Source organism: Mariniflexile sp. AS56, from assembly GCF_030552475.1.
Lineage (GTDB): Bacteria > Bacteroidota > Bacteroidia > Flavobacteriales > Flavobacteriaceae > Mariniflexile.
Genome location: NZ_JAUPED010000004.1, coordinates 255,048 through 272,899, shown reverse-complemented (window position 1 = coordinate 272,899; position 17,852 = coordinate 255,048). Strand labels below are relative to the sequence as shown.

Below are 17,852 nucleotides of genomic sequence, written 5' to 3'. Positions count from 1 at the left end.
AGCCATGAACAAGAGTGTAAAATCAATTTTAATGATAGTAGGAGTCGTGTTATTGGGGTATGGTATTTATACCATGATTATGCCAGAAACACAGATAAGTATAGGGGATTTAGATCTTATTGAAGCGCAAGATAACACCAATGCCTATATAACAATAGGTTTAGGGCTTGTAGCGCTTCTTTTTAGCTTTGTAGGTGCTAAAAAAGCCTAGAACAATGACTTTGCAAATGAAAGAGAGAAATTATTAATATAAAAAATAATAATTATGAACGCTACGGAAATTAAAGTCAACTGGATCGAAATAAAAGATAAGTTAAAACAAAATTATGCTGAGTTAACAGAGGATGATTTGCTTTTAGCTGAAGGAAAACAAGGCGAGTTAGTAGTTAGGCTACAAGAAAAACTCGGAAAAACGAAAGAACAAGTACACAAAATCATTTCTAATTTATAGCAAGTAAATAGTCAATACTGTCTAGAATTGTTGCACGCTCAGGTTGTTTGGTTGGTTAGTAAAAATCGAGATTTGTAACACCTAGACAGTTTTTTTTTTATTTAAACTTAATTATATGAATTCTAAAAACCACATCAATCACAGCGCCCTAAGTTTAGTGTCGCTTATTGCTGTGGTTTTTATTTTGTATGTATTAAAACCTTTTATAGTACCTATAATTTTCGCCATCATACTAAGCGTTATGATATTCCCTATACAACGTTTGGTTGAGAAAAAATGGCATTGTAGTAGGTTGTTTGCAACACTTACATCTTTAATAACCTTATTTGTTTTAACGGCATTACTTTTTTTCTTAATAAGTAGTAGGTTAATGTACTTTATGGATAATAGTGAAGTGTATTCTCAAAAATTAGGTGAATTATTTCATAAATCGGTTAACGGTTTAGAGCAAACCTTCAATATAGGAAACAATCGGCTTTTTTCAAAAGGTGAATTCAAAGCTGAAAATATTATTAAAGATAATTTAGACAAGATTGGGATTGTTTTAACCGAATCAAGTAGTCTTCTAAGCGATTTGGTTTTAATACCGATTTATATTTTTTTCTTTCTCTATTACCGAGCATTTTTTAGAACATTTGTTTATAAAGTATTTAAATCAAAATCAAAATCGTTTATAAATAGTGTTTTGAAAAAAATATACGCTATCCAGCAAAATTATTTATTAGGTTTAATTAAGGTGATACTTATTGTGGGCTGTTTAAATAGTTTGGGCTTATTACTTTTAGGTATTGGTAACCCATTCTTCTTTGGGTTTTTAGCAGCACTTTTATTACTAATCCCTTATATTGGGGTTATAATAGGCTCGTTATTACCTGCTATTCTTGCTTTAGCAACCAAAGATTCTGCATGGTATGCCTTTGGTGTGATTGCCATTTTTGGATTTATACAGTTTTTAGAAGGGAATTTTATAACCCCTAAAATTACAGGATCCAAAGTAAGCGTAAATGCTTTTGTAGCCATATCATCATTGGTTTTGTTTTCAATGTTATGGGGTATAACAGGAATGGTTTTAGCCTTACCAATTACAGCAACTTTAAAAATACTATTTGATAACACACCAGGTTGTGAAGCTTATGGATTTCTAATAGGAGAACCTGTAGATAAACATTTACAAAGTAAAGCTCGGGTGCGCTTAAAAATATGGAAAGCCATTAGAAAGTCTAAATAAATAACTTTTAAACTATAAGTATAGCATAATAAATTAAGGTTAAAAAAAAATCTTTCTTAACTTTACAGTAATTTTAAAAGCTATATGAAATTATTTATAAAGTTTGATTTTAATGCTATCTGTAAAAAAGTTTTGGAAACAAGACTTAGTGAACTCAATATAAAATACAAAATTCTCGCTTTTGGAGAAGTTGAGTTACTAGAAAAAGTACCCACAGAAACGTATCAATTATTAACCAGTTCGTTAGACGAATATGGTATCGAAATAGTTGAAAATCAAAAAAGTATATTGATTCAAAAAATTAAAGATGCCATTATTGATATGGTTTTTAATGAAGATTCTACTATCAACGTTAAAAGTTCGGTATATTTATCAGAAAAATTAGGTCATAGCTACGGATATCTTTCCAACTTATTTTCTGAAGTAACTTATACGTCTATTGAAAATTTCATTATTATTCAAAAAATAGAATATACCAAACAATTATTGTTATCTACAGATTTAAGCTTAACCGAAATAGCTTTCAAACTTAACTATTCTAGTGTGGCTCATTTAAGCACACAATTTAAAAATAGCACAGGCATAACGCCTTCTGCTTTTCAACGTATTATTACGAAGCGAAGAAATATGGCGCAACAATAAACTAACCAGTATTTATAAAAGAATATATGCCAAACGATTATATACATATTATTTTAGCTGATGATGATGAAGATGATAGACTGTTTTTTACAGATGCTTTTGATGAGTTAAATATGAGTACTAAAGTAAATACCTTTAATGATGGGGTAGAACTTATGGACTATTTATTATGTGAAGAAGCAATCTTGCCACAAGTACTTTTTTTAGATTTAAATATGCCTAAAAAAAATGGTATAGAATGTTTAAATGAAATAAAGTCGAATAGTAAAATGGCAGATATTGCCATTGCAATTTATTCCACATCGGCATCAGAGGAAGATATAGAGGAAACCTTTGTGTTAGGAGCCAATATTTACATTAAAAAACCAAGTAGTTTCAAGCAATTAAAGAAAGTGCTATCGGAAGTGGTGTCTATGAACTGGCAGTATCATACCAATGGTTTAAATAAAGATAATTTTTTAATGAGGTTATAATGACGAAGCAAGTATTCTCAAAATCGGCCTTATTTTTAAGAATAGTTTTCTTGGTTAGTGTTTTTCTAATTCTTGTTATAGGAGGCTTTACCTATAAGCATATTTCTAATTTATCAAACTCTACTAAGTTGGTGGTTAGTACCTATAAAGTTAATGTAGAGTTAGAGCAGGTTATATCTTATTTAAAAGATGCGGAAAATGGTCATAGAAATTATATTTTAACAAGAGATACAACCCATTTAGAGCCTTATTTAAGTGCTAGAGAAAAAGTAAATGAATCTTTTGCAGAGTTAAAAGAAATAGCAAGCCATAGTGAAGATCAGAACGAAAATTTAAAAACATTAAGCAAATACATTGATAATCTTTTTAAAAACTTTACTCAAACTAATGCATTCGTTGAAAACAAAGAAACTTTAACAGAAGAATTTAAATCCAATTTTTTTGAAGAAAAAATAATAATGGATTCTATTAGGCAAAAAATCGATGAGATGATTTCGCTTGAAAATCAACAACTTGAAAAGCATCACAAACAGTATGAAAGTAATTTACAGTTTACACCATTATTCTTGTATTTGCTGTTGTTGTTTACATTGGTGCTTATTATAATATCATACAATAGAATAAGTAATGATTTTAAAAACATCAAGTTATTTAATAATCAATTGTCCATTTTTCATGAAGCAACTATTCAGTTAGAAAATATAGGTAAACATGGTAATTGGGTGTGGCATGTCGATACAAATTCATTTACGTTTTCAGATAATTTATATCGGGTTTTAGGTGAAAAACCAGGAGCCTTTCAAGCGACTCTAGAAACGTTTATGAGTTTTGTACATCCAGATGATAAAGATAAACTTGCAGCCGATGTCGAAAAAATGATGGAGGAGAAGCATTTACCTTTTACTTATTACAGGATTATCCAAAAAGATGGCACTATAAGGCATATTAAAGGCTATGGTAAGCTTTTAGTAAGTGATGAGGGAGAAAGACGGGTTATTGGGAATATTACGGATATCTCAGATGAAATTGAAAATTATTTGGAGCTTGAAGAACGTAATTTAGAACTTGAAAGAAATAACGAGGAACTTTCAGAATTTAATTATGTGGCCAGTCACGACTTACAAGAGCCTCTTCGTAAAATTCAAACGTTTATATCGAGATTAGAAGAAAAAGAGTCTGATAAATTTTCGAGTTCTGGAATTCAATATTTGGATCGTATAAATGCGGCGGCTACTAGAATGCGCTTGTTAATAGACGATTTACTTCAGTTTTCAAGAACAAACAAACCGGATAAAGAATTCGTTTTAACTGATTTGAATGAGTTGCTAGAAAACGCTAAACAAGATGTGGCAGAAACGATAACAGATAAAGAAGCTACCATTTTTAGTGACGTCTTGCCTTCCGTGTTCGTAATACCTTTTCAGATGCGTCAACTCTTTTTAAATTTGTTGAGTAATTCGTTGAAGTATAGTAAAAAAGATGTGCGTCCTATAATTAAAATAACGTATTCGATAATTAATTCAATAGAAGACGACGTTTTGGTAAAAGGTCAGCAATTAAATTATCATAAAATTACCATTTCAGATAACGGTATTGGTTTCGATCAGCAATATGCTTCGCAAATATTTGAATTATTTAATAGACTTCATAATAAACAAGACTACTCAGGAACTGGAGTTGGACTTTCAATTTGTAAAAAAATTGTAGAGAATCATCAAGGCTTTATTGTTGCCGAAGGCGAGCTACAAGTTGGTGCTACTGTTGTAATTTACCTTCCAGTATAAATAAAATACAAATCCTATTCAATTTTTAAAAACCTTAAAACTGTATGTTTTAAGGTTTTTTTTATGCATTAATTCAGCCAGAATTCAGTGAGTGTTGAAATTCTATAACAATCATTAAAAATGCTGTAACACAAAACCTGTAAAGGGGTTGCATCTTTGTATTATAGAAAATGATAGACAAGGTGATAATTAATAGAAGTATAAAAATATGCATAGCGAGCTTACTAATTATAGCTGTAAGCATAGGTGTTATTTCTTGTGATTTGGAAAGAGCTGATAATAACTCATATTTGAATGAGAAGAATATAAAATCTCAAGAAAGTATTAAAACTAATATTGAAGAAGCAGCCGTATTATCAGATATTGACATATTGAATGATAGTGTATTGCAGTTGAATGCGTTGTATGTAGAAACAACCAAGTTTGATAGTATGTATGTCATTGCTAACAGACTTGAAAAAGACGTATTGATAATAAGGGGCTATTTACACAGTTTAGCTGAGAAAAAATTAATACTTCTGCCAGGGCCTAGTCGTTTTGAAGAGCGTAATTCTGAAAAGGTAACAGTGGCAAACAAACAGGATTCTTCTAATATGTATTTAGCTAGAATGGAGAAATTATTAGAAAATGAAATAATGCATTTAAAATATTTGTCATCCATAACAAATGATATTGATTTTAAGGTGGTTACGGTAAAAATATTAAACAAGTTAAATTATAATTTAGATCAAATACAACAAGAATTAAAAGGAATTATTAACAATTAAAAATCAAAATCATGAGAAGTTTATTATATCTAATTGCGGTAGTGCTTGTAATAGGTTGGGCTTTAGGGTTCTTTGTTTACAGTGCAGGAGGTTTAATCCATATTTTATTGGTAATAGCTGTAATAGCCATATTACTTAGGCTAATAGGTGGTAGAGGCGTATAGTTTTTACACAACCTAAAAATAACAAAACACCACCATTTGGTAGGTGGCAAATTAAAAAATTAAAAAAAAATCAAAATTATGAAATCAAATATATTAGGCGTATTAGCAGGTGTTGCTACAGGAGCCATTTTAGGAGTGCTTTTTGCACCAGATAAAGGATCAAAAACAAGAAAAAAAATTAAAGATAAATCGGTTGAAGCTAAAGAAAGCTTAAAAGAAGAATTCGATAATTTTTTAGATACCGTATCAAAAAAATACGATTCGGCTATTAAGAATGGGGAAGAAATTCTAGAAAAAGGAAAAAAAGAAGTTAAAGAAACAGTGAACTCAAAACTTTAAAAAATGAACAGCGGCACAAACATGACAAAAAGTGTAGACTTGCTTTATGAAAAGGCTAAAAAATACACCGAAACAAGTGCAGAGTTATTGGCTCTCAATACGGTTGATAAAACAGCTGATGTATTGTCGTCTTTAACAACAATTGTGCTACTTGTTCTTGTCGTTGTGATGTTTACACTGTTTATTAACGTGGGGTTAAGTCTTTTAATTGGCAGCCTGTTAAACGCGTATTATTTAGGGTTTTTTATAGTGTCTGGGTTTTATATAGTATTGGCTTTAGTGCTATATGTGTTAAAAGATAAACTCATTAAAATGCCCGTATCTAATTTAATAATATCCAAATTATTGAAATCGAAAAATTCAGATTTTAATATAGCAGACATATTTAAAAAAGCACATCATGAAGAAGCCTAAAAATCAAATAGAATTATTAAATGATGCCATGGTACTTCTTGAAAAAAGAAGAAGAATGGAGTATGAAGATTTAAGACTTCAGTTTCATGAAACTACCGAAGCTTTTAGGCCGATAAATATATTTAACCAAACTGTAAAAGATTTTAGACAGTCACCAGACGTGAAAACCAATCTACTAGAAACCATATTAAGTATTTCTGGAGGTTATTTTTCAAAAAAGATAATTGTTGGTAAATCAAGTTCTTTAGTGAAACGGGTTTTGGGCTATGCGTTGCAGTATGCCGTAACCAATTTTATTTCAAAGAAGGTAGGTACAGAAAAAGATAGTGAAGCGTAAATATTAATTTAAAAAACAAAAAAATGAAAACTTTAAAAATAACATTAGTACTAGTTGCGGCATCAACCATGTTTGTTGCTTGTAATGATAGCCAAAAAGGTATGGCAGAAAAGAGTGTTGATAATTATGAATTTTATGTAGATTCTGTAAGTAGAGAGGCTAGAAATGAAGCAGCTGCAAACTGGGAAGCTATTGATAGAAATTATCACAAAATGAAACTGGAAACAGATAATGCGGTAGTAGCAGTTAAAGATCATTCTGAGTTGCAGAAGGATATAGATGAGGCTACAGTAAAGTATGAGAAATTTAAAGCGGAAGTGATTGCAGAGCATGAAAGAATGGAAGTAGAGTCTTCTAAAAAGATGATGCATCAATCATTATTAGGTAGCCATTATACTGGTGGAGACATGACCTTCACATGGATTAATAAAGATAATATTTTAGGTGTTTATCAGAATTTTGTAGATACAGTTCAAAACAATAAAGACACGTATTCTCGTGAAGATTGGGATGAGATTAAATTACTTTACGAAGCAATTGATACTAGAAAAAACACCGTGGAGAAAGAAGGGTTGTCAAGTTCTGATAATAGAAAGATTGCAGGTTTAAAATTGAAATTTGCACCTATGTATACTGTTAACAGAATGGGAGCCAAATCGGATGAAAACGCCGATGCTAAAAAATAATTATTAGTCTATAAAAAATAATAGTCAATAAGTAACTTATAAAATAAAAAAATGAAAACATATTTAATTACAGGAATCGTATTGTTAATGGCAAGTGTGTCATTAAATGCCCAAGAAATAGCAAAAAATGCTTTAGGATTAAGATTAGGTGATAGTAACGGTTTTGGGACTGAAATATCATACCAAGCACGTTTAGGAAATGACCATAGGTTAGAGTTAGATTTAGGTTGGAGAGATGGTAAAAACTATGATGGTTTTAAACTAGCAGCATTACACCAATGGATTTGGAATATTGATGGTGGTTTTAACTGGTACGCCGGTCTTGGTGGTGGAGTTGGATCATATAACTTCAATAATGGAGACGATTATAATGACACCTTTATTTTTGGAGCCGGTGATATTGGTATAGAATATAATTTTGATATTCCACTACTTATTTCATTAGACTTTAGACCAGAGTTGGCCTTTGGTGATGAACGTTACAATAATAATGATCTAGATTTTGATATTGCCTTGGGACTTCGATACCAGTTTTAAATGATATAAACTTAAAAATTTAATATTATGGAAATTTCAAAAGCAAATAAGGAAACAGTAGATGTTTTACAGGAATTACTTCAGAAAAATTATGATGCTGAAGCAGGTTATAAGCAAATTATGCAAAAATCTGATAATGTTCTTTTAAAGAATTGGTTGCAATCAAAAGCGCAACAAAGAAGTCAATTCGCAAATGAGTTAGATGCCTTAATACGCGGCCTAAATGCAACTCCAGTTAGTGATGGTACCATTCTAGGTACGGCACATAGAGCTTGGATTGATGTGAAAACAACCTTGAGTTCTAATACAGATGAAGCAATTTTAGAAGAATGTATTCGAGGCGAGCAAGCAAGTGTAGATGAATATGAAAAACAACTGGCAAAGGTTAGCAACTATTCAGATATTAACAATCTAGTATATAGTCAATTAGTTAGTGTTAAAACAGCTTTAAACACAGTAAAGAGACTTGAGGATATTGATTAAGTAACCTCAGATATATATATATATATATATATATAAAGTATTAATTAACCATTAAAAATTAGTAAGATGAAAAAATTAGTATATGCATTTTTATTATTAGCAACAGTTGGAATAATTTCGACTAGTTGTAGAGAAAAAAAATCACCAGGAGAGAAAGTAGAAGATGGTATTGAAGAGGTAGGTGATGGTATTGAGGACGCTGTAGATTAATTTAAATCTACTTATTATAACAAAAAAAGACTGCTTATAAAAGCAGTCTTTTTTATTTTATGTATATTAAATACGTGTATTTTAGCTAACAACAGCCTTAATACGTTTAATAGCTTCTCTAATTTGCTCTTGTGAAGCAGCGTAAGAAATACGAATACAATCAGGGTTTCCGAAAGATTCACCATCAACGGTTGCTACTAAAGCTTCTTCTAATAAATACAAAGAAAAATCAGAAGCATTGTTTATTGTTTTTCCGCGTAGCGTTTTTCCAAAGAAATGAGAAATGTTTGGGAATACATAAAAAGCACCTTCTGGTACGTTTGTTACGAAACCTTCAACATCGCTTAATAAGTCTAAAATTAAATCACGACGTACTTTAAATTCGTCAATCATGTATTGTACACGACTTGGCGATTCATTAAGAGCGGTAATAGTTGCACGTTGTGCAATACAGTTAGCACCACTAGTAACTTGGCCTTGCATTTTGTTACAAGCACGAGCAATTTTTTCAGGAGCACCTATGTACCCAATACGCCATCCCGTCATTGCGAATGCTTTTGATACACCGTTTACAGTGATTGTACGGTCGTACATATCTTCAAACTGTGCCATACTTGCATGCCCACCAACATAGTTAATGTGTTCGTAAATTTCATCTGAAACGACATAAACATCTGGGTATTTTACTAATACATCAGCTAAAGCTCTTAATTCTTCTTTACTGTAAATAGATCCGCTTGGGTTACAAGGTGAGCTAAACCAAATCATTTTTGTTTTTGGAGTAATAGCAGCTTCTAACTGTGCAGGAGTCATTTTAAAATCGGTAGCAATTGTTGTTTTAACTTCAACAGGAATACCATCGTTTAATTTTACTAAATCGGCATAACTAACCCAGTAAGGACATGGCATAATAACCTCGTCACCTTTGTTAGTCATAACGGCTGCAATGTTTGCTAACGATTGTTTAGCTCCCGTTGAAACCACAATTTGGCTTGGTGCATATGTTAAATCATTATCACGTTTAAATTTAGTGATAATGGCTTGTTTTAAATCTACATATCCATCTACTGGAGAATACGAATTGTAGTTTTCATTAATAGCTTGAATAGCGGCATCTTTAATAAAATCGGGCGTGTTAAAATCTGGTTCACCCAAACTTAGCCCAATAATGTCTTTGCCTTCAGTTCTCAATTCTCTTGCTTTTGCAGCCATAGCTAATGTCGCAGACGTAGCCATGTTTAAAATTCTATCGGATAGTAATTGCATTTAAATAAATAATAAGTGTTAGACGTGTAAAGCTGGTTTTATTCCCATTTCTTTTAAATGTTTGAAATGTGCAATAATGGCTTTACGTGTAGTTTTATATTCGTTATATGGTAAGTTAAATTCTTTAGCGGTTTCCTTCACTATTTTTGAAATTTTAGTGTAATGAACGTGACTAATATGAGGGAAAATATGGTGTTCTACTTGATGGTTTAAACCACCAGTAAACCAATTTACAATTCTGTTTTTAGTGCTGAAATTAATGGTTGTTCTAAGTTGGTGAACAGCCCAAGTGTTTTTCATAGTCCCATCTGCTTCTGGTAAAGGCATCTCTGCATCTTCCATAACGTGTGCTAATTGAAATACAACGCTTAAAATTAAACCAGCAGTATAGTGCATTAGAAAAAAGCCTATTAGAATTTTCCACCAAGAAATTTCTAAAATAAGCATAGGTAGCACAATCCAAACAGCCACATAAATAACTTTAGAAACGACCAATTTACTCCAGTTTAAAACAGGGTTTGGAAATTTACCGTAAGATAATTTACGTTTCATGTAGCGTCTCATTTGCTGAAAATCGGTAGTAATCGCCCAATTAATAGTTAATAATCCGTAAAGTAAAACAGAATAAAAATGTTGAAATTTATGGTACCATTTCCACTCAGAATGTTCTGTAAAACGTAAAATACGTCCTGCTTCTAAATCTTCATCATGGCCATGAATGTTTGTGTATGTATGGTGTAAAACGTTATGTTGTACTTTCCAGTTATACACGTTTCCTGCGAGGATGTAAATACTACTTCCCATTAAACGGTTAATCCATTCTTTATTAGAAAATGAGCCGTGGTTTCCATCATGCATGACATTCATACCAACACCAGCCATACCAATACCCATAACTATGGTTAGAAGTAATTGAGCCCATCCTGGAAAATCTAATGTTAATAGAAGAAAATAAGGGGTTAAAAACATAGAAAACATAACAATGGTTTTTACCCACAGTCTCCAGTTTCCTGTTCGCTTGATGTTGTTGTCTTTAAAGTAATCGTTAACACGTTTATTAAGTGTTCTAAAAAACTTTGCCGAATCTGTTCTCGAGAATGAAAGGGTCTGTTTTGTCATGTTATTATTTTTAAATATGTTACACAATTGAATACGTATACCATATGCGGCGCAAAGATAGGCATAAAGCAACTTAAGTTATAACGTTTTTTTGTAAAAATATGTACTTAAATAGTATATTTTTGTTGAAAATTTAACAAGAATGAACCTGATATTAAAATACTTTACGAATCTTACAGACGATCAAATCCTTAAATTCACTCAATTAGAGGCGCTTTACCAAGATTGGAATTTGAAAATAAACGTGGTATCTCGTAAGGATATTGACGAACTTTATTTAAGGCATGTTTTACATTCCTTGGCTATCGCCAAAGTGATTGAATTTAAAGATGGTAGCAAAATTTTAGATGTTGGTACAGGTGGTGGTTTCCCTGGGATTCCCTTGGCTATTTTGTTTCCTAACTGTTCTTTCCATTTAGTAGATAGTATTGCTAAAAAGCTAAAAGTGGTCGATGAGGTTGTTGCAGGCTTAGGCTTAACCAATGTTAAAACAACACACAGCCGCGTAGAGGAAATTAATGATACTTATGATTTTATTGTAAGTCGCGCCGTAGCCATTATGCCTACGTTTGTGCATTGGGTAAAAGGTAAAATAGCTAAAAACCAAAACCATGACCTTAAAAATGGGATACTTTATTTAAAAGGTGGTGACTTATCTGAAGAACTTCAAGAATATAAAACAGCAACAACTTATAATATAAGCGATTTTTATTCAGAAGATTTTTATGAAACCAAAAAGGTGGTACACTTGCCTTTAAAATACAAAGGCTAGTTGATTACTGTAAGTTAACAAGCTTTTTAAAGTTTTCACTAAAATAAAAATATTGGTTTTGATACCAGTAAGTGTTTTTAAATTGATCGATGCTATCTATCGTTGCTTCTGGCGCTATAATAGCTTTAGCCTTTTGGAAATGAAGTTTAGCGCTATTTAAATTATTCATGTTGTAATAGGTGAGTGCTAAGCCTGTAAGCGCATCAAAATCTAAAGGGTCAAAACCAAGTGCAGTATTAAAATCTAGAAGGGCATCTTCATATTTTCCTAATAAAAGAAACGAGGTGCCTCTGTAGAAATGGGCAAAACTATTATTTCTGTTGCGTTTTATGGCGATTGAAAAATCGGTATTGGCATCTTGATAATAATTAATGCTTAAATAGAAAACACCTCTATTATAAAACGAGTCTGAACTTTGGTCAGATAAAATAGCTAAGCTGTAATCGTTTAAGGCTAATTTGTGATTTTCTAAAGCGGCGTAAGCCGAAGCTCTTAAATAATAGGTTTTAGTCACCGAAGGGTCTACATTAATAACACCACTCAAGTTGCTTATGGCACCTTCAAAATCACCTAAATCATATTTTACACAGGCTAAACTGTAAAGGGCATCAATAAAGTTAGGGTCGAGTTTATAGGCGTTTTCATAATCATCTTTAGCGCCAACATAATTTTTTATACTGTATCTGGAGTTTCCTCTGTTGTAATACGTGTCGGCATCTGGTTGTATAACAATGATTTTAGAATAATCAACAATGGCACCCGAATAATCACCCAAATCATTTTTAGCAAGGCCTCTATAGAAATAAGCATCTAAATTTTTTGGTTCTAGTTCTATAACTTGAGTGTAAAGTTCTATTTTTTCATTTAAATCGTTAGTCTTCGTCGCTTGTCTTAAAAACTTTCTGGCTTGGGCATAAGTTGTGAATTGGCAAATAGTAACTATTAAAATAATTATAATTCTTTTCATTTTAGACAGATGTAATAGATTTGAGTTCTAAGGAATAAATTTAGTGATATTTTTAATTGATTCTAAGTAAGAATCTTAACTTTTTTATAGTTTATTCAAAACTCAGGATAAGTTTATTCTCTCAAAAAAAATGAATTATTAATAATATACTGACAAAAACCATTTAATTTTAACCGTTCATCTATAAAAACTTGCTTCTTGTCGAAATATTTCTAAATTTGCTCAGCTACTATATATAGAAGCTAGTAGTTTAAATTGCTATTTTAATTTACTCAAGTAAATATGAACAAACTTTCTCTCTCTCATTTGCTAACGGTTTCGTTAGTGCTTTTATCTTGCCTCATTTCTAACCAATTATTGGCACAAGATATTAAAGTTGAAATTTTAGGAGGCTCAACAGTTTCAGGAGGATCGACGGTTTCCATTTCTGCAGGTAACAGTATTGCTTTTAGAATTACAAATACAAGAACAGATTGTGATAAGGTTAAAATTGAAGATATAGCGATCACAAATACCGCGGATTTTTCACTTTCTACTGATAAAGTACCTACAAACGTAGATACAGATGCTTGTAATGGAAAGACAAAGAATGTCGATTTTACAATAACGAATATTAGTGGTAATTGTGGCGGGTCTACAGATATCGTAATTTTAGTTAAACAAGATCCTAACTTTACTTTTACTTTTTCTATAAGTGGTTCTCCGGAAATTAATGTGGTTGGAGGAAGTCCATCTTCCGATATATTAAACGGTGCTACCACAACAACTTCTAGTAACGGAACCTATTTTGGAGTGATTGATGAAGGGGCTTCAGCGACACGTTATTATACCATTGCAAATACAGGTAGTTGTCCGTTAGTAATTTCTGCAGTGGCAAGTTCACTTAGTGATTTTGCAGTTCCGGCATATGTGTTGTTACCAAATTATTCACCTTCTAGCTTTCCTACAAGTGTTGATCCTGGCGATTATGTTATTTTACCTGTCACATTTACGGGCCCAACAGGTGGTTCTGGAACCTTAACGTCTACTATTAGTGTTACAAATACGGCCAATACAACCTTTACTTATAACGTAAGTGCAGAAATGTTTAATTATAGTATTCCTGGTCCTGGAGGGGTAACGGCAGACTTTAGACTTTGGCTTAAATCGACTCGTGGTATTACGGCAACGGCTTCAAAAGTGTCTAAGTGGGCAGATATTGGTACTAATGGAAAGGATGCCATATCTGATACTGGTAAAGAACCAACTTATATAGATAATGCAACGTCTAACATAAATTTTAACCCCGTTTTAAAGTTTGAGAATGATGGGGCTAGTGTAGAACAATATTTATACAATAATAACAGTACGATAAGCGGTTTTTATAGCCACGATATTTTTATTGTAATGATTCCTGATGCTACGATGACTAGTAGTTCTTCAAGAAATACCATTTTTGGAGGTCTAGAGTCTGGAAGTGCAGGCGATATAACAGGTTTGGGTTTTGGTGATTACTCAACAGAATTTACTAATGAAGCCTTGTCGTACAATCAAAATATAGTTGGTGGTAGTAGTTTTAATGGTGAAGCTGAAATTGGTTCTTCTTATGCTAATGTGGGGATTATTAATGTTCGAAACAACTCCGATACATCGCCAACAAAACAAGATATTTTATATAATTCTTCAGTTTTAACGACTTCAAATAAATCGGATGTGTCTTTCGCTAATGTAACAGGGAGTAAGTACTGGATAGGTAGAAACTTTGATTTACAAGGAAGTTTAAACGGGCGTGTTGCAGAAATATTCACATTTGCATCGCGTGTTAATGATGCTGGGAGACAAAAAATAGAATCGTATTTAGCTATTAAATATGGTATTACTTTAGGAGCTTCAAACGAAGCGCAAAAAAATTACATTAATTCTTTTGATATTGCTGTTTGGGATGTTACTGCGAATACGGGGTACAATTACCATGTTGCAGGTATTGGGAAAGATGAGAGTTCCGATTTAAATCAAAAACAATCAAAAACAGTAAATACCGTAAACGAAGTTACTATAGGTTTAGATGGTGTTTTTACAACCAATAATTCGAATTTAAATGAATTTAATGATGACGGCGATTTTTTAGTTTGGGGTACAAACGATGCTGCTTACACAGCAAGCGGCAGTAATACGGTAACTATAGCAACTGGAATTACAACATCTTTAACAAGAATATCGAGACAATGGAAAATAGTAGAGTCTATCGCACCAAGTTCTGGTGGTGATGTGGAAACGGTGTATGTCTCCATTCCATCTGCTGCTTTTAGTAGTTTTTCTTTGGGTACAGATGAGGAATATGTTTTAATTGTAGCCGATAATGATGCTTTTGGAGATGCAGATATTATAGATGTTATTCCTTTAAAAGCGGATGGTGCAGGAAATCTTGAAACCTGGTATGATTTTGATGGAACTAAGTTTTTTACCTTCGGAAAGGCGTCTAAGTTTTCAGAAAACCACTCGGTAAGTATTGCTTCAGGCGATTATTTAGTAGGCGAATCTTTGCTCAATTTAAATGTAAACGATTTTACTATTTCAGCTTGGGTAAAAAATAATACAGCTAGTGCAAGTCCTCGAACCATCATGTCTAAAGGGAGTAAGTTACAACTTAGGTTGAATACAAGCGACCAAGTTGAGGTTATGGTAGATGATGTTGTGACACCTAGATTCACATCATCTATGCAATTGAATGATGGTAAATGGCATCAAGTAACCTTTGTGTACATAAGTGGTACCATGTTTTTGTATGTGGATGGTGTTTTAGATAAATCTCAACAAAACGTAGCGGCGCCTTCGCCTAATTTCAATCGTTTTGCAGTAGGGGCATTGTATATTGATAAAAACACGATTTCAAATCCCTTTTTAGGAGATATTGATGAAGTGTATGTGTGGGATCAAGGTTTAACGGATAACCAAATCCATTACCTAATGAATCAAGAAATTGAAACAGTAGGAGGTATAGTGAGTGGTAAAGTTATTCCAACAGCTAGTGCTAGTAATGAGGTTTCTAATATTGTTTGGAGTCAACTAAAAGCGTATTATGATTTCAATTCCTTTTATGGTTCTACAGTGGAAGGTTTAACAGAAGATAGAAATTTCTTAAGATTAAAATATTTAGATAAAGATAAAGAACTTATAGAATCGCAAACAACACCACTGCCATATATATCGGTAGCAGATGGCGCTTGGGATTCTGAAGGGGTTTGGAGTCATAGTGCCAGTCAAGTGATCCCGAATACATTAAGTTTAGATGGTGTTACCATGATAGATTGGAACATTGTTCAACTATCTCACGACATCACTTCTGGCGATAGAGACATCTCACTTTTAGGTTTAATTCAAACCGCTGGTATTCTAACGATGGCAGATCCTGTGGTAACGTCTCCCGAAGAAAATAACACCGGTCAAGAATTAACGATCACTCATTATTTAGAGCTAGATGGTGTTATAGATTTAGTTGGTGAATCGCAACTTGTTCAAACAGAAGGCAGTATTGTAGATGCGGATAGTGGCGGGTATATAGAACGCGATCAACAAGGTACAGCCAATGGGTATAATTATAATTATTGGTCATCTTCAGTAGGTCCTAGTTCAGGAGATGCGTCTACACGTGGTGTAGGAGCATCAAGCACCAATGAAAACTATAATTTAGTAAGTGTTTTGAAAGATGGTACCATGTCATCTTTATACCAAGACATGCAATTTAGCTCGTCTGTTAACGGAAGTGGTTCTGCGCCACCTCCAGGATTTCCTAGAACTATTAGTAATTATTGGTTATATAAATTTTATGGAAAGGCAGGTAGTTATGATGGTTGGTCGCGAATAAACGAAACATCGCCTATGCTAGCGGGTGAAGGATTTACCATGAAAGGTACTTCTGGTAATGTTCCAATTGATGAATTGCAAAATTATGTTTTTAAAGGTTTGCCTAATAACGGCGATATCACTTTGGAGTTAGATAAAACTTCGGGCGATGTTAACCGCTTAATAGGGAATCCATATCCATCTTCTATTGATGCTATCGAGTTTATTTTAGATAATATTAGTGCAGCAGAAGGTGGTAATAATGCGAATACTGTTATTAACGGTGCTTTGTATTTCTGGGACCATTTTGGTGAACAAAACACACACGATTTAAAATCGTATGTTGGTGGGTATGCTACTTATAATTTAACAGGTGGTGCTGCAGCCATTTCAAATGACGCCAGAATTAATGATGCTTCCGAAAAAGGTGTTGCTGCTACAGGAACAAAGGTGCCGGGGCAATACATTGCTATAAATCAAGGGTTTTTCGTGTCTACGAAGTTAGATGGAAACCCTAACGATAATTTGGGAACTATTGCAAGTGTTGATGGGGGAACGGTTATATTTAAAAATAGCCAACGTGTTTTTGCTACAGAGAATGCATCGACCTCCTTGTTTTTTAAATCGTCAAATAGCAAAACGGCTGCTAAAACAACTAATGAAGCCATAATTAACAAAACTCCAACCATCCGATTGGTTTATGATTCGCCATTAGGGTATCACAGACAATTAGTTATTGGTGCTAATAAAAAGGCTTCGAATGGTTTCGATTTGGGCTATGATGCTTTTATGGTTGATGTGAATGAGGAAGATATGTATTGGGATTTCAGTAATAATAAATTTGTAATTCAAGGTGTTGAAGTTTTTGATGAGTTTCAAGAATTTTCATTAGGACTGGTTGTAAAGAACGCAGGTGTTGCGAAAATAAGAGTGGATGGTTTAGAGAATTTAGCATCGGGTTTACCTCTTTTTATTAAAGATGAATTAACGGGTGAAACGAAACAAATTAATACGGAGTCCTTCGAAATTAAATTGGAGCCGGGTGTGTATGCCGACAGGTTTAAACTGGTATTTAAGCAAGAAGAAATGAAGGTGGCTATGGTTGAAAGCGTAAAAAGTGTAGAAGCAGTGAGCTCTGTGTTTATTGGTTACGATTCAAAATCGGGTGAATTAAATTTAGTTAATTCAGAAAACATTCATATCAAGGATGTGGCTATTTATGACGCTCTTGGTAACCGAATTAAAAAAACGAAATTAAACACGCGTTCCCATGCATCGGTTCAGGTATCTGCTATTACAGGTTTTTATATTGTGAAGTTAAATACAGGAAAAGGGATTGTAACTAAAAAAATCATTATAAATTAAAACCCCATAAGTTTAGGGGTTTTATA

General features: G+C 32.8%; 20 protein-coding genes. 17 read left to right on the top strand and 3 right to left on the bottom strand.

The window, feature by feature from the left end:
• Window positions 1-31: 31 nt before the first annotated feature.
• The 15 genes from Q5N74_RS07010 to Q5N74_RS06940 all read left to right on the top strand — a co-directional run bounded on the left by Q5N74_RS07010 (window position 32) and on the right by Q5N74_RS06940 (window position 8,515).
• Window positions 32-211: a hypothetical protein gene (locus Q5N74_RS07010; protein ID WP_304388029.1), complete on the top strand. Its 180-nt coding sequence runs from the start codon at window positions 32-34 to the stop codon at window positions 209-211.
• Between the two features lie 54 nt (window positions 212-265).
• Window positions 266-451, top strand: coding sequence for a general stress protein CsbD (locus Q5N74_RS07005; RefSeq protein ID WP_304388028.1), 186 nt, complete (start codon window positions 266-268; stop codon window positions 449-451).
• A gap of 115 nt (window positions 452-566) precedes the next feature.
• Window positions 567-1,679: an AI-2E family transporter gene (locus tag Q5N74_RS07000; RefSeq protein ID WP_304388027.1), complete on the top strand. Its 1,113-nt coding sequence runs from the start codon at window positions 567-569 to the stop codon at window positions 1,677-1,679.
• An 84-nt stretch (window positions 1,680-1,763) separates the two neighbouring features.
• Window positions 1,764-2,321 carry an AraC family transcriptional regulator gene (locus Q5N74_RS06995; protein WP_304388026.1) on the top strand — a complete coding sequence of 186 codons (558 nt, stop codon included), beginning with the start codon at window positions 1,764-1,766 and terminating at the stop codon, window positions 2,319-2,321.
• A gap of 26 nt (window positions 2,322-2,347) precedes the next feature.
• On the top strand, window positions 2,348-2,794 hold the full coding sequence (locus Q5N74_RS06990) for a response regulator (protein WP_304388024.1): 447 nt from the start codon (window positions 2,348-2,350) through the stop codon (window positions 2,792-2,794).
• Entirely contained in the window at window positions 2,794-4,578 is a 1,785-nt protein-coding gene (locus Q5N74_RS06985; RefSeq protein WP_304388023.1) for a CHASE3 domain-containing protein, read from the top strand. The genes Q5N74_RS06990 and Q5N74_RS06985 overlap by 1 nt, the downstream gene beginning before the upstream one ends.
• Window positions 4,579-4,748: 170 nt before the next feature.
• Window positions 4,749-5,345 carry a hypothetical protein gene (locus tag Q5N74_RS06980; RefSeq protein ID WP_304388022.1) on the top strand — a complete coding sequence of 199 codons (597 nt, stop codon included), beginning with the start codon at window positions 4,749-4,751 and terminating at the stop codon, window positions 5,343-5,345.
• Between the two features lie 11 nt (window positions 5,346-5,356).
• On the top strand, window positions 5,357-5,509 hold the full coding sequence (locus Q5N74_RS06975) for a lmo0937 family membrane protein (protein WP_304388021.1): 153 nt from the start codon (window positions 5,357-5,359) through the stop codon (window positions 5,507-5,509).
• Window positions 5,510-5,587: 78 nt separating this feature from the next.
• Window positions 5,588-5,848 carry a YtxH domain-containing protein gene (locus tag Q5N74_RS06970; protein WP_304388020.1) on the top strand — a complete coding sequence of 87 codons (261 nt, stop codon included), beginning with the start codon at window positions 5,588-5,590 and terminating at the stop codon, window positions 5,846-5,848.
• Window positions 5,849-5,851: 3 nt separating this feature from the next.
• Window positions 5,852-6,262, top strand: coding sequence for a hypothetical protein (locus tag Q5N74_RS06965; RefSeq protein ID WP_304388019.1), 411 nt, complete (start codon window positions 5,852-5,854; stop codon window positions 6,260-6,262).
• Window positions 6,249-6,599 carry a hypothetical protein gene (locus tag Q5N74_RS06960; RefSeq protein WP_304388018.1) on the top strand — a complete coding sequence of 117 codons (351 nt, stop codon included), beginning with the start codon at window positions 6,249-6,251 and terminating at the stop codon, window positions 6,597-6,599. Before Q5N74_RS06965 ends, Q5N74_RS06960 begins: the two co-directional genes overlap by 14 nt.
• 23 nt (window positions 6,600-6,622) lie before the next feature.
• Entirely contained in the window at window positions 6,623-7,285 is a 663-nt protein-coding gene (locus tag Q5N74_RS06955; RefSeq protein WP_304388017.1) for a hypothetical protein, read from the top strand.
• 51 nt (window positions 7,286-7,336) lie between these two features.
• On the top strand, window positions 7,337-7,822 hold the full coding sequence (locus Q5N74_RS06950; RefSeq protein WP_304388016.1) for a hypothetical protein: 486 nt from the start codon (window positions 7,337-7,339) through the stop codon (window positions 7,820-7,822).
• A gap of 27 nt (window positions 7,823-7,849) precedes the next feature.
• On the top strand, window positions 7,850-8,305 hold the full coding sequence (locus Q5N74_RS06945) for a PA2169 family four-helix-bundle protein (RefSeq protein WP_304388015.1): 456 nt from the start codon (window positions 7,850-7,852) through the stop codon (window positions 8,303-8,305).
• Window positions 8,306-8,371: 66 nt separating this feature from the next.
• On the top strand, window positions 8,372-8,515 hold the full coding sequence (locus tag Q5N74_RS06940; RefSeq protein ID WP_304388014.1) for a hypothetical protein: 144 nt from the start codon (window positions 8,372-8,374) through the stop codon (window positions 8,513-8,515).
• Window positions 8,516-8,596: 81 nt separating this feature from the next.
• Here Q5N74_RS06940 and Q5N74_RS06935 read toward each other — a convergent pair whose 3' ends face one another.
• Window positions 8,597-9,781: a pyridoxal phosphate-dependent aminotransferase gene (locus Q5N74_RS06935; protein ID WP_304388013.1), complete on the bottom strand. Its 1,185-nt coding sequence runs from the start codon at window positions 9,779-9,781 to the stop codon at window positions 8,597-8,599.
• An 18-nt stretch (window positions 9,782-9,799) separates the two neighbouring features.
• Window positions 9,800-10,900: an acyl-CoA desaturase gene (locus Q5N74_RS06930; protein WP_304388012.1), complete on the bottom strand. Its 1,101-nt coding sequence runs from the start codon at window positions 10,898-10,900 to the stop codon at window positions 9,800-9,802.
• Between the two features lie 142 nt (window positions 10,901-11,042).
• Here Q5N74_RS06930 and rsmG point away from each other — a divergent pair, with 142 nt between their 5' ends.
• The gene (gene rsmG, locus Q5N74_RS06925) at window positions 11,043-11,672 is read left to right on the top strand and encodes a 16S rRNA (guanine(527)-N(7))-methyltransferase RsmG (RefSeq protein ID WP_304388011.1); all 630 of its coding nucleotides are present in this window, start codon (window positions 11,043-11,045) and stop codon (window positions 11,670-11,672) included.
• 4 nt (window positions 11,673-11,676) lie between these two features.
• On the opposite strand, the gene Q5N74_RS06920 is transcribed toward rsmG, so the two are convergent.
• Window positions 11,677-12,639 (bottom strand): tetratricopeptide repeat protein, encoded by a 963-nt coding sequence (locus tag Q5N74_RS06920; RefSeq protein WP_304388010.1) that lies wholly within the window; start codon window positions 12,637-12,639, stop codon window positions 11,677-11,679.
• A 282-nt stretch (window positions 12,640-12,921) separates the two neighbouring features.
• Here Q5N74_RS06920 and Q5N74_RS06915 point away from each other — a divergent pair, with 282 nt between their 5' ends.
• Window positions 12,922-17,826, top strand: a complete 4,905-nt coding sequence (locus tag Q5N74_RS06915) for a LamG-like jellyroll fold domain-containing protein (RefSeq protein WP_304388009.1) — start codon at window positions 12,922-12,924, stop codon at window positions 17,824-17,826.
• Window positions 17,827-17,852 lie beyond the last annotated feature (26 nt).

Excerpts from the sequence above, each read along its gene's own strand:
- Q5N74_RS07010 (WP_304388029.1), top strand. The coding sequence starts at position 32 with ATGATAGTAGGAGTCGTGTTATTGGGGTATGGTATTTATACCATGATT.
- Q5N74_RS07005 (WP_304388028.1), top strand. The coding sequence starts at position 266 with ATGAACGCTACGGAAATTAAAGTCAACTGGATCGAAATAAAAGATAAG.
- Q5N74_RS07000 (WP_304388027.1), top strand. The coding sequence starts at position 567 with ATGAATTCTAAAAACCACATCAATCACAGCGCCCTAAGTTTAGTGTCG.
- Q5N74_RS06995 (WP_304388026.1), top strand. The coding sequence starts at position 1,764 with ATGAAATTATTTATAAAGTTTGATTTTAATGCTATCTGTAAAAAAGTT.
- Q5N74_RS06990 (WP_304388024.1), top strand. The coding sequence starts at position 2,348 with ATGCCAAACGATTATATACATATTATTTTAGCTGATGATGATGAAGAT.
- Q5N74_RS06985 (WP_304388023.1), top strand. The coding sequence starts at position 2,794 with ATGACGAAGCAAGTATTCTCAAAATCGGCCTTATTTTTAAGAATAGTT.
- Q5N74_RS06980 (WP_304388022.1), top strand. The coding sequence starts at position 4,749 with ATGATAGACAAGGTGATAATTAATAGAAGTATAAAAATATGCATAGCG.
- Q5N74_RS06975 (WP_304388021.1), top strand. The coding sequence starts at position 5,357 with ATGAGAAGTTTATTATATCTAATTGCGGTAGTGCTTGTAATAGGTTGG.
- Q5N74_RS06970 (WP_304388020.1), top strand. The coding sequence starts at position 5,588 with ATGAAATCAAATATATTAGGCGTATTAGCAGGTGTTGCTACAGGAGCC.
- Q5N74_RS06965 (WP_304388019.1), top strand. The coding sequence starts at position 5,852 with ATGAACAGCGGCACAAACATGACAAAAAGTGTAGACTTGCTTTATGAA.
- Q5N74_RS06960 (WP_304388018.1), top strand. The coding sequence starts at position 6,249 with ATGAAGAAGCCTAAAAATCAAATAGAATTATTAAATGATGCCATGGTA.
- Q5N74_RS06955 (WP_304388017.1), top strand. The coding sequence starts at position 6,623 with ATGAAAACTTTAAAAATAACATTAGTACTAGTTGCGGCATCAACCATG.
- Q5N74_RS06950 (WP_304388016.1), top strand. The coding sequence starts at position 7,337 with ATGAAAACATATTTAATTACAGGAATCGTATTGTTAATGGCAAGTGTG.
- Q5N74_RS06945 (WP_304388015.1), top strand. The coding sequence starts at position 7,850 with ATGGAAATTTCAAAAGCAAATAAGGAAACAGTAGATGTTTTACAGGAA.
- Q5N74_RS06940 (WP_304388014.1), top strand. The coding sequence starts at position 8,372 with ATGAAAAAATTAGTATATGCATTTTTATTATTAGCAACAGTTGGAATA.
- Q5N74_RS06935 (WP_304388013.1), bottom strand. The coding sequence starts at position 9,781 with ATGCAATTACTATCCGATAGAATTTTAAACATGGCTACGTCTGCGACA.
- Q5N74_RS06930 (WP_304388012.1), bottom strand. The coding sequence starts at position 10,900 with ATGACAAAACAGACCCTTTCATTCTCGAGAACAGATTCGGCAAAGTTT.
- rsmG (WP_304388011.1), top strand. The coding sequence starts at position 11,043 with ATGAACCTGATATTAAAATACTTTACGAATCTTACAGACGATCAAATC.
- Q5N74_RS06920 (WP_304388010.1), bottom strand. The coding sequence starts at position 12,639 with ATGAAAAGAATTATAATTATTTTAATAGTTACTATTTGCCAATTCACA.
- Q5N74_RS06915 (WP_304388009.1), top strand. The coding sequence starts at position 12,922 with ATGAACAAACTTTCTCTCTCTCATTTGCTAACGGTTTCGTTAGTGCTT.